Source organism: Pseudomonas sp. S2_C03 (assembly GCF_054668405.1).
On record NZ_CP162766.1, the window covers coordinates 2842978 to 2856130 of the forward strand.

Sequence of the window (13153 nt, forward strand, 5' to 3'; positions counted from 1 at the left end):
TCTTTACCAGCGTGACGGGACGGCTCAGGCCGTGCGGTACTCAACGGTCAGGTGCGTGACTTCGTGGACAGGCTGCAACGCCTTGCGCACATCGTCGGCCGAGGATTGTGCCGGACCCTGCACACTGACGATCGCCGCCCGCGCCTGGGGGCCCACGCGCCAGACATGCAGGTCGACGATGCGCAAGGCTTGCGACTGCGCGAGCAGTTCGCGGATCTCGTCGGCCACGTGCTCATCGGTCCTGTCCAGCAACACTGAGGCGGTGTCCTTCATCAGCAGCCAGGCCCAACGGGCAATGACCACCGCACCGACGATGCCCATGGCCGGGTCGAGCCACACCCAGCCGAGGAACTTGCCGGCCAGCAAGGCCAGGATGGCCAGCACCGATGTGACGGCATCGGCCAGCACGTGAACGTAGGCCGATCTCAGGTTGTTGTCTTCGCCGTGGGCGTGATCGTGATGATGGTGGTGTGCATGGCCATGGTCATGCCCGTGATGATGACCGGCGCCGCCGGCCAGCAGCAGCGCGCTGACGATGTTGACGGCGAGGCCGAGCACGGCGATCCAGATGGCGGTGCCGAACTGCACCTGCGTCGGCTCGAACAGGCGCATCACCGATTCGACGCCAATGCCCAGCGAGATCAGGCCAAGAATCAACGCCGAGGCGAAACCACCCAGGTCGCCGACCTTTCCGGTGCCAAAACTGTAGGCGCCGTTGTCCGAATGCTTGCGCGCAAAGGCGTATGCGGCGGCGGCAATGCCCAACGCCCCGGCGTGGGTGGCCATATGGAAACCATCGGCCAGCAGCGCCATGGAACCGGTCAGGTAACCCGCGGCAATTTCACCGACCATCATCACCACGGTCAGGATCACCACCCAGAGCGTGCGTTTGGCGTTGTCGTCGTGGCTGGCGCCGAGGAAGTCATGACTGTGTGTGTAATCAACGGTACTCATGCTGCCCTCACTTGGAATAACGGCGAATAGCTTCGAGCAGCTCTTCGACACCTTGCGCCCGCTCCTCATCACTGAGGCCAGGCTTGGCCACGTGTTCGCGGGCGTGGTCCTCGATGATTTCGTCGAGCAGGCCGTTTATGGCGCCACGGGTGGCCGCCACCAGGTGCAACGTCTTCCCGCAGTCCGCCTCGCCTTCCAGCGCGCGTTCAATGGCTTGTACCTGGCCCGCGATGCGCCGCACGCGCTTGAGCAAGTCATCTTTTCCTGCCTTGGTGTGCGCCATAGCATACCCCCCTACCCTATATTGGGCGCCATGATGCGCTCTGATTGTCACGTTGGCAAGGCCCGTCCCTGGACGACGCGCTCGTTGACTTGGACAGGTTCGAAAGCCAACGCCCCTCGCCGAAGACCTTCGCAATCAACAGGAACCAGGCGGAATGCCGTCCTTATTGTAATCCTTCAAACGCTCGCGCTCCTGTTCCGTGGAGTGAATCGGCACATCGTCTTCAGGCTCATCTCTCTTCTCGTCCGTCATGGCTGCTCTCCTGCAGGTAAACGCATGGATTTCACGTTCAGGCAATCGCGTTGATCGCGCGCGAGCATCTGCGTGGTCAAGTCATAGGCCTGGTCGGCCGCATCCTTGAGTAACTGCCAGTCGTGCGGATTGATCCGCAGCCGCAATTCATCGGCACGCTGGATTTTTCCGTCGTCAAAGTTCCAAAAAGGAATGCAACGCCCACCCCCTTGTGGTCAGCTCGCGCGCTCGAGGGCCGAAAACAGGTTAACGAATTCCCTCGACAATTTATGCCGTGGCGCCAGGTGAATCATTGGCACCGACGCTTCATGGGACTCACGCATCTTGATCGTACTGCTCAGATAATCCGGCAACACCGGTAAGCCTTCGGCTACCAGTTCGTCGATCAAGGCCTGATGCAAACGGGCACGCGCCTCGAACTGGTTGACGACCACCCCTTCCACCACCAGCGACTCGTTATGGTCGGCACGCAACTCCGCCACCTGGGCGATGACGTTGTAGAGCGCCTGGCGAGAAAAGGTGTCGCAATCGAAGGGAATCAGCACGCGGTTGGCGGCGATCAATGCGCTGATGGTGTAGAAATTCAACGAGGGCGGCGTGTCGATGTAAATGCGTTCGTAATCTTCGGACAGTGCCACCAGCAAACGGCGCAGTTTGTTGATCTTGAAGCGGGATTCGAGCTTGGTTTGCAGATCGGCCAGCTCAAGGCTGGCCGTGACCAGGTGCAGATTGTCGTAGCGCGTTTCGGTGATCGCCACGTGATTCTTCTTGCTGGCCGGTCCGCTGGACAGGCTTTGCTTGAAGAAGTCGGCGATGCCCATGGGGATTTCATCACCGGTCAACCCGGTCAGGTAATGGGTGGAATTAGCCTGGGGATCGAGGTCCACCAAGAGCGTCCTGTAGCCTTCGGTCGCACTGACCGCCGCAAGATTGCAGGCAATGCTGGACTTGCCCACCCCACCTTTCTGATTGAACACCACTCGACGCATGACAATACTTCCCTGAAAGAAAACTCCTACATCATAGGAATGAAACATTTCAGTAATATTTCTACGCGACGGTTTTATTGCATTTTTAAGACAGGTTTCCTACTCCGCATAAATGGCATAATCGCCCTTCGTTCATAACAGGTGCGCATGAATGTCCCTCGAAAGCTATGACCAATTGGCGATTTTTGCGGCGGTGGCCCAGGAGCGCAGCTTCACACGCGCCGCCGCCCGGCTGGGCATGTCGCAACCGGCGTTGAGTCGGGCCATGCGTCAGTTGGAGGAACGGCTGGGGGTCAGGTTGTTGGCGCGCACCACCCGCAGCGTCTCCCCCACCGAAGCAGGCGAACATCTGCTGAAAGTAATTGCGCCCCGGTTTGAAGAGATCGACACCGAGCTGGCCTTGCTCAGCGAATTTCGAGATTGGCCCGCCGGCAAATTGCGCATCACCGCAGGCGAGCATTCGGCAATCAAGGTCTTGCATCCGGTGCTCTCGAAACTGTTGCCCGACCACCCCGACCTGCACATCGAAATCATCGTCGACTACGGTTTCACCGACATCGTCGCCCAGGGCTTCGATGCAGGCGTACGGTTGGGACCACAGGTGGCCAAGGACATGATCGCGATGCGCATCGGTCCCGATATGCGCATGGCGGTGGTGGGCTCGCCCGCCTATTTCTCCCGCTACCCGCAGCCCATCATTCCCAATGACCTCACGACCCACAACTGCATCACCCTGCGCATGCCCACCCACGGCGGACTCTACGTCTGGGAATTCGAGAAAAACGGGCAGGAGCTGAACGTGCGCATCGAAGGCCAATTGGTGTTCAACAACATTGCCATGCGCCTGGAGGCGGCGCTCCAGGGCCTGGGCCTGGCTTACATGCCCGAGGACCTGGTGCAGGAACACGTGGCGCAGGGCCGGTTGATCCGCGTGCTCGAGGACTGGTGCGAACCGTTCTCTGGCTACCACCTCTACTATCCGAGCCGGCGCCAGAGTTCTCCAGCCTTCAACCTCTTGCGTGAAACCCTGCGTTACGACGGTTGATTCGCCTGAACCGTGTCCAATGCTTCACCAGCCCGTTTGGCGGCGGCCTCATCGCCCTGCCCAGCCAGCAACTGGATCAACTGGCGCAACTGCACAGGGGTCAGGCCGACCCGCAAGCTGGCCGCCATGTGCGAACGCAGTTGTGATTCCACCCCAGGTGTGACGGCGAGCGCAGCGACGGTCGCCAGCTCACGGCTTTGCCAGTCGAGGTTGTCGCGCTCGAAGATATCGCCAAAGAGGTGCGTCTGCAGGTATTGATTGATCACCGGAACGAAGTCGAATAACGGCCCTTGAACCGTCCCGCCAGCGATGCGCGACTGGTTGGCCTTACCGGCCGCCAGCAACTCGCTGCCCGTGGGAATGACACGACCGGGCTCACGCCCCGGCTCATCCTGGACACCACGTTGTTTGCGCGCCTCGACCACTGTCATCAACTCGCCGAGGGCATTGAGGCTGCGCGGGAACCCGCTGTAGGCGTAGAGCTGCACCAGAATTTCTTTCGCCTCGCTGACGCTCAGGCCTGCATCCAACCCTTTGTTCAACGCCGTGTTGAGCGCCGGCATGTTGCTGGTGGCCATGGCTGCTGCGATCAACGGGATGCTTTGTTGTTTGGCCGACAGTGTTTGCAAAACCGCTGGTGCGACGACAGGCGCTTGTGTGGCGCGAGCGTTGTATTGCTCATCGGTGACCTTCTCCATCCATTCGGCATTTTTGCCGTCCACCGTGCCGGTGATGGCCAGGTGCGTCATACCGCTCGACGGCGCAGCGCCGTGCCAGTGCTTGACGCCCGGCGGGCAGACGATCACGTCGCCGGGGTGGATCTCTTGTACCGGCTTGCCCCATTCCTGGATCAACCCTACACCGGACGTCACGACCAAGCGTTGTCCCGCTGGGTGGGTATGCCAGGCGGAACGCGCACCCGGTTCAAAATTGACGTAGGCGCCGGAAGCATTGATTGCATCACTGGTGGGAAACAACGGCTCGACACGCACCCGCCCGGTGAACCAATGCTCAGGCCCTGCGACCGATGCCTGGGAGCCGGCGCGGGAGATCTGCTGCTCGGGCCGGCGTGGGTCATTTGCGTTGTCTGAGCCGGCAGCGTCGGCAAAAGGGGCTGCGGCGCACACCGCGAGACCGATCAGGGTGTTTTTCATGAAGGGTATCCTTTCGATTCGAATGATCGGAGGGAAAACTACCCTTCGCAAATTGATAGATAAACAGTGCCAATCGTATAGCGCTGATATCACCAATGCATAAATCACATCTGCCCGACATCCCCGCAGAGCCCTACGGCTCATCTGTGGGAGCGAGCTTGCTCGCGATGGTCGTCAACGACAACGCGGATTGCCTGGCACACAGCGGTGCCTGGGCCTCCATCGCGAGCATGCTCGCTCCTACAGGGGAATGCGGTTGTCTGCGGGAGCGAGCTTGCTCGCGATGGTCGTGAACGATGACGCGGGCTGCCTGACACACCACGGCGCATGGGCCTCCATCGCGAGCAAGCTCGCTCCTACAAGGGATCGCGGTTAGCTGTAGGAGCGAGCTTGCTCGCGATGGTCGTGAACGATGACGCGGGCTGCCTGACACACAGCGGCGCCTGGGCCTCCATCGCGAGCATGCTCGCTCCTACAGGGGAATGCAGTTGTCTGTGGGAGCGAGCTTGCTCGCGATGGTCGTCAACGATAACGCGGGCTGCCTGGCACACAGCGGTGCCTGGGCCTCCATCGCGAGCAAGCTCGCTCCTACAGGGGAATGCAGTTGTCTGTGGGAGCGGGCTTGCTCGCGATGGTCGTGAACGATAACGCGGGCTGCCTGGCACGCGCGCAACGAATCGACGTTCGCCAGCGTGCGGATGAATGATCCCGAAAACGGCACGGGCAGCTAATTGGCGTTCACGTTGCGACAGATTGACTCGCCACTTTCCTCGACAAGGTCTTCCCGAACGCAATCCACCATTTTTCATAATAAAAGGTCGAGATATGCGCCACGAGGAAAATGGCACCAAACAACAAAGGTCGCTTCAAATATTTAATCACCGTATCTCCGCTACCCAGCCAGGTGTCCGCCAGCAGTGGATGAACGACGTAAAGCGCATAGGAGATGGTGGCGATGTAAAAGAGAATGCGATGATTCAAGAGCTGGTTAATACGCGCTGAACTATTGAGCAATGTACTCCCCACCAACGCGGCGGCAAAATAAGGGCGCAAGTAATTCATGAAACCGCCCTCCGGGTGACAGGACACCAGGAACAGGAGAAGTAACAGTACTTGCGCGACCCCAATCTTTCTCGGTTCTTTTACAAGTGCGCCGCCCAGCCCCTTGTGATAAATCATTGCAAGTATGCAACCCGTCAATATCTCATCGATTCGGTAATAGGTATTGATCGCAACGTGGACATCATTTATCACACGGTAAAGGGTAACGGCGATGCACAGACAAGGAATCATCACGACCCACTTGTTTCTGAAGAGAACGACCAGCAGCGCAATGGCAACATAGAACTGCGCCTCCATGCACAAACTCCACAGATGGCCATTCACACTTCCAAGGGCCATCGGGGGCCAGTTGGCAACGAACAGGAAGTTGGCGACGTAGAAATCCGGCGAGCTGTTCATGACGTATAACGCGACTGCCATATACAACCAGGCCAGGGGAACGATCCGAAAGAACCTGCGGATGAGAAAGTCGGTAACGCTACTGTGATTGAGCAGAAAGCTGGTGATCAGGAAGCCCGAAAGAGTAAAAAAAATAGCCATGCCCATGACGCCTGCAGCGGCATTCAACTGCAAACTCTTTGGGCCAAGTGGTAACAGGTGACACGCCAGTACGAGCAGAATGCTCATGCCACGCCACCCATCAAGTACGTTTAACCGAGCGCCTGCTCCGGAATTATTATTCATATTATTTTCGCACGTTGAAGGGTGTCTTAATCAGCAGCATGCATCAGGTGCCGCTCCCGCACATCGCATCTGCAGCTGTAGTCTAGGACACTTTATGCGCAAAACACTTCGCGCCCGGAAAAAAATCCAGCCGCGAAGAACACGTTAAATACCTGTTTTTTGACGTTAAATTCGTGGCGTCCAGTGAGTCGCCCGTTTTTATGGCACAAACCCGCGAGCAGCCGATGTTGGGATCACCGGCCGTCGCGGGTCTTTCAGCGTACCGACACTCAACCGCGCTTGGGCAACTTCCAGTTCGGACGGATGAAATGGCAGGTGTAACCGTTCGGGATCCGCTCAAGATAATCCTGGTGTTCAGGTTCCGCTTCCCAGAAGGGTCCCGCAGGTTCGATTTCGGTCACCACCCTGCCCGGCCACAGCTTCGAAGCATCGACGTCGGCTGCGGTGTCTTCGGCGGTGTCGCGTTGCTGTTCATTAAGGTAGTAAATGGCCGAACGATAACTGGCGCCCAAGTCATTGCCCTGACGGTTGGGTGTACTCGGGTCGTGTATCTGGAAGAAGAACTCCAGGATCTGCCGATAGCTGATCACCGCCGGGTCGAAAACGATCTCGATGGCTTCAGCGTGATTGCCGTGATTGCGATAAGTGGCATTGGGCACGTCACCGCCGGTGTAGCCAACGCGGGTGTGCAACACACCGGGATAGCGCCGCAGCAGGTCCTGCATGCCCCAAAAGCAGCCACCAGCCAGAATGGCGGTTTCGGTTTGACTGGTCATGATCTTTCGTTCCTCTCGGCAACGTGGGTGGTAGCCATGTTATGAGGGCGTATTGGCTGATTCCAAGGTGGTTGGCGCAGGATCCTGGGTGGTGGCACGACTGGCAAGAACCAGCACCATCAGCAACCCCAGGCCAGCCATCGCAGCACCCGCCAGGGAGATCGCCGGATAACCCAGGCCTGCGTTGATCACGGCTCCGCCGAGCGCGGCACCGATCGCATTACCGAGGTTGAACGCCCCGATGTTCACGGCCGAGGCCAGGTTGGGGGCGTCCTTGGCGGCTTCCATCACGCGCATCTGCAACGGCGGCACCAAGGCGAAGCTGGCAACACCCCAGATAACGATGCTGATGGCAGCCGTCAGCGGCCAGCGCATCAGGACCGTGAACGCCAGCAAAACGATGATCAGCGCGCTCAGCGAGATGATCAGGGTGCGGTCGATGGAGCGATCTGCCGCCTTGCCGCCCCAGATGTTCCCCAGGGTCAAACCCACTCCGAACAGCACCAGCATGGCGGTGATGAATGGGGTCGAGGCGTGGGTCTCACTGCTGAGGATAGGCGCGATATACGTGAAGACGGTAAACATGGCGCCCGAACCCACGACGGTCAACGCCAGCGCGGCCAAGACCGGGCCACGGCGCAAGACGCGGATTTCGGCGAGCACGCCACCACCTTTGGGTAGCGGCAGGTTGGGCAAAGCGAACCACAACGCAGCCATGGTCACCACACCCAATCCGGCGATGCCCCAGAACGCGGTCCGCCAGCCGAGCTGTTCACCCAACCAGGTCGCCAGCGGCACACCGCCGATGGTGGCCAGCGTCAGGCCCATGAACATGGCGGCAACCGCCCCGGCGCGCTTGTCCGGCGCAACCACGCTGGCGGCGACGATGGAACCTACGCCAAAGAACGCGCCGTGATTGAGCGAAGTCACGACGCGGGCGATCAGCAGGCTGTAGTAATCGGTGGCCATGGCTGACATCAAGTTGCCCAGGGTAAAAATGGCCATCAGCCCGATCAGCAGATGGCGCCGGGGAATCTTCCCGGTGGTCAGCGTCATCAGAGGCGCGCCAAGCAACACCCCCACGGCATAGGCGCTGACCAGCAGGCCTGCGGCAGGAATGGAGACGCCCAGGTCGGCAGCGATACCGGGCAACATGCCCATGGGGGCGAATTCAGTCACACCGATGCCGAAGGCACCCGTGGCAAGAGCTACAAGGGGTAGGTTTATACGCATGGCAAGGTCCTCATTTATGCCGCAAAGGTTACAATGTGTTTTTTCAGACCAGAAGATGGCCTTTCTGGCAAACACCTTTGCGCACGAGGCACAAATGGATATCAACGGCCGGTCGGGTGAAATGGCGGTGTACGTCACCGTTGCAGAGGAAGGCAGCTTGTCAGCGGCGGCGCGCGCCCTGGGGCTGACACCCTCGGCGGTCAGCCGCGTCATCGCGCGCACCGAGCAGCGACTTGGCACTCGCCTGTTGCTTCGCACAACCCGGGCGATCACCTTCACTGCCGAGGGCGAGGCCTACTTACGAGGCGCTCGGAGAATTCTGGCGGACATGGCCGAAGTCGAAGAAGCCATCGCTGATCAAGGTGTCCCCCAGGGACGGCTGCGCGTGAGTGCCGCCCTCGGCCACGGCAGGATGGCCATCGTGCCCCTGGTGGCCGCGTTCAGCTCCCGATATCCGAACATCGTTGTTGATCTGACCCTGGGCGATGAGGTGGTCGACATTCTCGCCGGCCAGGCCGACGTGGCGGTGCGCTTTGGCGTTCTTCCAGACAGCCCCCTGACGGCACGCCGGATCGGCGAAACCGGCCAGGTCGTGGTAGCGTCGCCGCAATACCTGCAGCGCCATGGCACGCCGCAGGAACCGCCAGACCTGTTGCGCCACAACTGCCTGCGCTTCAACTTTCGCCGCGCCCAGCCCGACTGGCCGTTCGCCCGGGACGGCCATGAGTTCTCCCTGAAGATCAACGGCAACATCGAATGCAGCAGTGGCGAGGCGCTCGCACAACTGGCTCGATTAGGTGCCGGTATCGCACGTATCGGCGCGTTCACGGTCGCCGAGGACCTGCAACGCGGTGAGCTGGTGGCCCTTCTGGAAGACTGGAACCCTGGTGATCGGGAACCGATTCATGCGGTGTTCGTGGGGGGGGCGGCCATGCCCGCCCGGGTACGCGTATTTGTGGACTTCCTGGTGGAGCATCACCGAATCCAGGCGCTGGGCGCCGAAAAGCCCGGGACACCCTGATGATGCCATCGGCGAATGACGTGAAAAAACAGCTTCTCATGTTTGCGGTTGAACGCGGCGGCGCACTGGACTCTCGAACCCTCAAAGCCCGCGTTAAATGGCAAAATCCTCAATTGATCATTCAGGAGAACCTCAATGCTTCGTGTGTTTGAACGAAGACTCGACCCTTTCCCACCCGACGAGCTTCCACCGCCACCGGTCGGCCTGGCTCGTTTTTTATGGGCCTGTACCCGAGGTGCTCGCGGCTACGTCCTCGCGTTTGCGCTGCTGAGCGCGGCCGTGTCGATTTACGAAGCCTGGCTGTTTTCCTTCCTCGGACAGGTCGTGGACCTCCTATCGAGCTGGAAGGCAGGCGGCGAAGTCAACATGCAGGAAAGCCGCGTGTTGTGGGGCATCGGGATCGTGCTGGTCACCAGCATCGGGCTGGTGGCGCTGCGCACCATGGTCCAGCACCAGATTCTGGCGATCAACCTGCCACTGCGCCTGCGCTGGGACTTCCACCGCCTGATGCTGCGGCAAAGCCTTTCATTTTTTTCCGATGAGTTTTCGGGTCGGGTCACCACCAAGGTGATGCAGACCGCGCTGGCCGTTCGCGAAGTGCTGTTCACCCTCATCGAGATCCTGCCGGGCATCGGTGTCTATTTCATCGCGATCATCGCCCTGGCGGGCGGCTTCGCCCTGAAACTGATGTTGCCGTTCATTGGCTGGATCGCGCTGTTCTCACTGGCAATGTTGTATTTCGTGCCGCGCCTGGGCCAGGTCGGCCAGGAACAGGCCAACGCCCGGTCTTCGATGACCGGGCGCATCTCGGACGCCTACACCAACATCACCACCGTGAAACTGTTCTCGCACTCCAGGCGCGAAGCGCATTTTGCGCGTGCGGCGATGGAAGACTTCAAGCAGACCGGTTTTCGCCAGATGCGCCTGGTCAGCCAGTTCGAAATCGTTAACCAGGCGCTGGTAGTGGGCCTGATCCTCGGTGCTGGCGGCTATGCCCTGTGGCTGTGGCACCAAGGCGAAGTCGGCGCGGGGGCCGTGGCGGCGATCACGGCCATGGCACTGCGGATCAATGGCATGTCTCACTGGATCATGTGGCAGATGACCTCGCTGTTCGAAAGTATCGGCACCGTACAGGACGGCATGGCCACCTTGACCCAGGGTCCCAAGGTGCAGGATGCACCGGACGCCAAGGCGCTGGTGCCCTCTGGCGGCGCGGTAAGCTTCGACAATGTGAGTTTCAACTACAACGGCGAACGCCAGGTGCTCGATGGTTTGAGCCTGCACATCCGCCCGGGCGAGAAAATCGGTTTGGTGGGCCGCTCCGGTGCCGGTAAATCCACGCTGATCAACCTGCTGCTGCGTTTTTACGACGTGGACGAAGGCAAGATCAGCATTGATGGACAGGACATCGCCCACGTAACGCAAGACAGCCTGCGCAGCACCATCGGCATGGTCACGCAGGACACGTCCCTGCTGCACCGCTCCATTCGTGACAACATCGCCTATGGTCGACCCGACGCCACCGACGAACAGATCCGCCGTGCCGCCATCAACGCGCAGGCCGACGGGTTCATCAATCAGTTGACGGACCCGCAGGGCCACAGCGGTTATGACACCCTGGTGGGCGAGCGTGGCATCAAGTTGTCGGGCGGCCAGCGTCAGCGCGTGGCGATCGCCCGGGTGATGCTCAAGAATGCACCGATCCTGCTACTGGACGAAGCCACCAGTGCCCTGGACTCGGAAGTCGAAGTGGCCATCCAGGAAAGCCTCGACGAGATGATGCAAGGCAAGACCGTGATCGCCATCGCCCACCGGCTCTCGACCATCGCGGCCATGGATCGGCTGATTGTCATGGACGACGGGCGCATCATCGAACAAGGCACCCACGCTGAACTGCTGGCGAAAAACGGCACCTATGCACGCCTGTGGCAGCACCAGAGCGGCGGATTCCTGGGTGAGGATCAGGGGGTGGTCGAGGCGGTGGAGTAAAATTCCATCACCTACGCCCCTACAGGTGTATGCGGACATCTGTAGGAGCGAATCTATTCGCGATGGTCGTCAACGATAACGCGGGAAGCCTGACACCCCGCGGTGTTCTTCAGTCCATCGCGAGCGTGCTCGCTCCTACAGGGGAATGCGGACATCTGTAGGAGCGAATCTATTCGCGATGGTCGTCAATGATAACGCGGGAAGCCTGACACCCCGCGGTGTTCTTCAGTCCATCGCGAGCGTGCTCGCTCCTACAGGGGAATGCGGACATCTGTAGGAGCGAATTTATTCGCGATGGTCGTCAACGATAACACTGGAAACCAGACACTGCGCCGTCTCCCCCTCACCGCCAACCCTCGTCGCCCAAACCAGCACCGCCACCCCCAACACCACCGCCAGCAGCGTCAGAAACAACACCACCCCCTGCACCCCCAGCGTCGTCGCCAACAACGCCACCAGCAAACCGGCCAACGGCTGCGAAAGGTTATTGAGCAATGTAATCACCCCAACCGTCTTGCCAAAATCCTGTGTAGGAATCACGCGCTGACGAATCGTGCGCATATAGACGTTGAACATCTTGTCGAACCCAACGATCAGCAGGAAGCCCGCCATATATAAGCCAAGGCTCGGACTCAGCGCACAGATCAAGCCGCCTGCGGCGATCATCAAGTACCCGATGCTGCCCATGAGCCTCAGGGGCAGCGCCACTCGGGCGAGAAAGAACAGAATGACGATGGTCACCCCGGCGCCGGCCGCCTGGAGTCCGGCGTAGCCGTCCTTGCCCGCGCTGAACTGGCCGATCACCATGGCGGCCGAGGTGGCCAGGGTCCCCCCGATGATCAGGTTGACGCCGACGGCCAGGGTGATGATCTTTTTCAGTTCCTTGCGCTCGCCAATATGCCCAAAGGCGATACGCAGCGGTTGCACCCAGATGTCCTGATGCTGCTCGAACACCTCCAGCGTGATACCGCTGAATCGTTGCCACACCCGCATGCCCAGGTCGGCCAACAGGAACAACACGGCGACCCACGCCACCGCCCAGTGCCACGCCCAGAGTTCCAGCAACAGCGCCGCCAGCAGCGGCCCGAGCACCAGCCCGGTCTGGTCGGCGATTTGTGAGTAGGACAAGGTCTTGGTGTAGCTGTAGTGCTGGAAGATCTGCGGCATCAACACTTCACGGGCCATGATGCCCTGGGTGGTCAGTACCCCGCACAGTGCCGACAGGACCACCAGCCAGGCGATGCCGCCAAATACCAGGTACAAGACCACTGCCACCGCACACAGCAAAGCGCGATAGACCTGGCTGATGTGCAGAATCCGGGTGGGCGCGAATTTGTCGCACAATGCCCCGCAGACCGGGAACGCAAGAAAGCGCGGAAGCGACTCGGCAAAAAACGCCAGCCCGCCCAGGACGCGCTTTGCGTGGTCTGGAACACCACCAGCGGCACGATGAACAGCAGGATCTGGTCGGCCAGCCTCGACAGGAACAGTGAAGTAAAAAATGCCAGGTAATCCTTGCGCATGGTGACGTCCTGTCGGTGGCGATTAAATGGCTGGTCAGAGAACCCAAGGTCGTCGTCATACGATACCGTAATACCCCTTCCATCAGTACGACTCACACCATGGCCCTTCCCCCACGTCATTTATTCGCGCATCTCAGGAAATCCGACAATTATCGGCCGGGCTGCCTGATACCCCGCAGTGGTTGTGA

Annotated in this window: 10 protein-coding genes and 1 pseudogene; 3 read left to right on the plus strand and 8 right to left on the minus strand. The window is 60.0% G+C overall.

What is annotated here, in order from left to right; all coding sequences use genetic code 11:
* Window positions 1-24: 24 nt before the first annotated feature.
* The 3 genes from dmeF to AB4N64_RS12945 all read right to left on the minus strand — a co-directional run bounded on the left by dmeF (window position 25) and on the right by AB4N64_RS12945 (window position 2478).
* Window positions 25-954, minus strand: coding sequence for a CDF family Co(II)/Ni(II) efflux transporter DmeF (gene dmeF / locus AB4N64_RS12935; protein ID WP_460126090.1), 930 nt, complete (start codon window positions 952-954; stop codon window positions 25-27).
* A gap of 7 nt (window positions 955-961) precedes the next feature.
* Window positions 962-1237 carry a metal/formaldehyde-sensitive transcriptional repressor gene (locus AB4N64_RS12940; RefSeq protein ID WP_460126092.1) on the minus strand — a complete coding sequence of 92 codons (276 nt, stop codon included), beginning with the start codon at window positions 1235-1237 and terminating at the stop codon, window positions 962-964.
* A 467-nt stretch (window positions 1238-1704) separates the two neighbouring features.
* The gene (locus tag AB4N64_RS12945) at window positions 1705-2478 is read right to left on the minus strand and encodes a ParA family protein (protein WP_460126094.1); all 774 of its coding nucleotides are present in this window, start codon (window positions 2476-2478) and stop codon (window positions 1705-1707) included.
* Window positions 2479-2629: 151 nt separating this feature from the next.
* On the opposite strand from AB4N64_RS12945, the gene AB4N64_RS12950 reads away from it, so the two are divergent.
* The gene (locus tag AB4N64_RS12950) at window positions 2630-3523 is read left to right on the plus strand and encodes a LysR family transcriptional regulator (protein ID WP_460126097.1); all 894 of its coding nucleotides are present in this window, start codon (window positions 2630-2632) and stop codon (window positions 3521-3523) included.
* On the opposite strand, the gene AB4N64_RS12955 is transcribed toward AB4N64_RS12950, so the two are convergent.
* The 4 genes from AB4N64_RS12955 to AB4N64_RS12970 form a co-directional block, all read right to left on the minus strand.
* A complete protein-coding gene (locus AB4N64_RS12955) occupies window positions 3511-4677 on the minus strand; it encodes a (R)-mandelonitrile lyase (protein ID WP_460126099.1) in 1167 nt (388 codons plus the stop codon). The two genes, AB4N64_RS12950 and AB4N64_RS12955, sit on opposite strands and share 13 nt — an antisense overlap.
* A gap of 738 nt (window positions 4678-5415) precedes the next feature.
* On the minus strand, window positions 5416-6423 hold the full coding sequence (locus AB4N64_RS12960) for an acyltransferase family protein (RefSeq protein WP_460126101.1): 1008 nt from the start codon (window positions 6421-6423) through the stop codon (window positions 5416-5418).
* Window positions 6424-6692: 269 nt separating this feature from the next.
* Entirely contained in the window at window positions 6693-7199 is a 507-nt protein-coding gene (gene msrA / locus AB4N64_RS12965) for a peptide-methionine (S)-S-oxide reductase MsrA (RefSeq protein ID WP_460126104.1), read from the minus strand.
* Between the two features lie 39 nt (window positions 7200-7238).
* Window positions 7239-8432 (minus strand): MFS transporter, encoded by a 1194-nt coding sequence (locus tag AB4N64_RS12970; RefSeq protein ID WP_460126106.1) that lies wholly within the window; start codon window positions 8430-8432, stop codon window positions 7239-7241.
* A 94-nt stretch (window positions 8433-8526) separates the two neighbouring features.
* On the opposite strand from AB4N64_RS12970, the gene AB4N64_RS12975 reads away from it, so the two are divergent.
* Complete coding sequence (locus tag AB4N64_RS12975) at window positions 8527-9453, plus strand: LysR family transcriptional regulator (RefSeq protein WP_460126107.1); 927 nt, start codon at window positions 8527-8529, stop codon at window positions 9451-9453.
* 135 nt (window positions 9454-9588) lie between these two features.
* Entirely contained in the window at window positions 9589-11442 is a 1854-nt protein-coding gene (locus tag AB4N64_RS12980) for an ABC transporter ATP-binding protein (protein ID WP_460126108.1), read from the plus strand.
* A 285-nt stretch (window positions 11443-11727) separates the two neighbouring features.
* On the opposite strand, the pseudogene AB4N64_RS12985 reads toward AB4N64_RS12980, so the two are convergent.
* Window positions 11728-12965, minus strand: a pseudogene (locus AB4N64_RS12985) (MFS transporter).
* Window positions 12966-13153 lie beyond the last annotated feature (188 nt).

Excerpts from the sequence above, each read along its gene's own strand:
- AB4N64_RS12975 (WP_460126107.1), top strand. The coding sequence starts at position 8,527 with ATGGATATCAACGGCCGGTCGGGTGAAATGGCGGTGTACGTCACCGTT.
- msrA (WP_460126104.1), bottom strand. The coding sequence starts at position 7,199 with ATGACCAGTCAAACCGAAACCGCCATTCTGGCTGGTGGCTGCTTTTGG.
- AB4N64_RS12970 (WP_460126106.1), bottom strand. The coding sequence starts at position 8,432 with ATGCGTATAAACCTACCCCTTGTAGCTCTTGCCACGGGTGCCTTCGGC.
- AB4N64_RS12980 (WP_460126108.1), top strand. The coding sequence starts at position 9,589 with ATGCTTCGTGTGTTTGAACGAAGACTCGACCCTTTCCCACCCGACGAG.
- AB4N64_RS12945 (WP_460126094.1), bottom strand. The coding sequence starts at position 2,478 with ATGCGTCGAGTGGTGTTCAATCAGAAAGGTGGGGTGGGCAAGTCCAGC.
- dmeF (WP_460126090.1), bottom strand. The coding sequence starts at position 954 with ATGAGTACCGTTGATTACACACACAGTCATGACTTCCTCGGCGCCAGC.
- AB4N64_RS12940 (WP_460126092.1), bottom strand. The coding sequence starts at position 1,237 with ATGGCGCACACCAAGGCAGGAAAAGATGACTTGCTCAAGCGCGTGCGG.
- AB4N64_RS12960 (WP_460126101.1), bottom strand. The coding sequence starts at position 6,423 with ATGAATAATAATTCCGGAGCAGGCGCTCGGTTAAACGTACTTGATGGG.
- AB4N64_RS12950 (WP_460126097.1), top strand. The coding sequence starts at position 2,630 with ATGTCCCTCGAAAGCTATGACCAATTGGCGATTTTTGCGGCGGTGGCC.
- AB4N64_RS12955 (WP_460126099.1), bottom strand. The coding sequence starts at position 4,677 with ATGAAAAACACCCTGATCGGTCTCGCGGTGTGCGCCGCAGCCCCTTTT.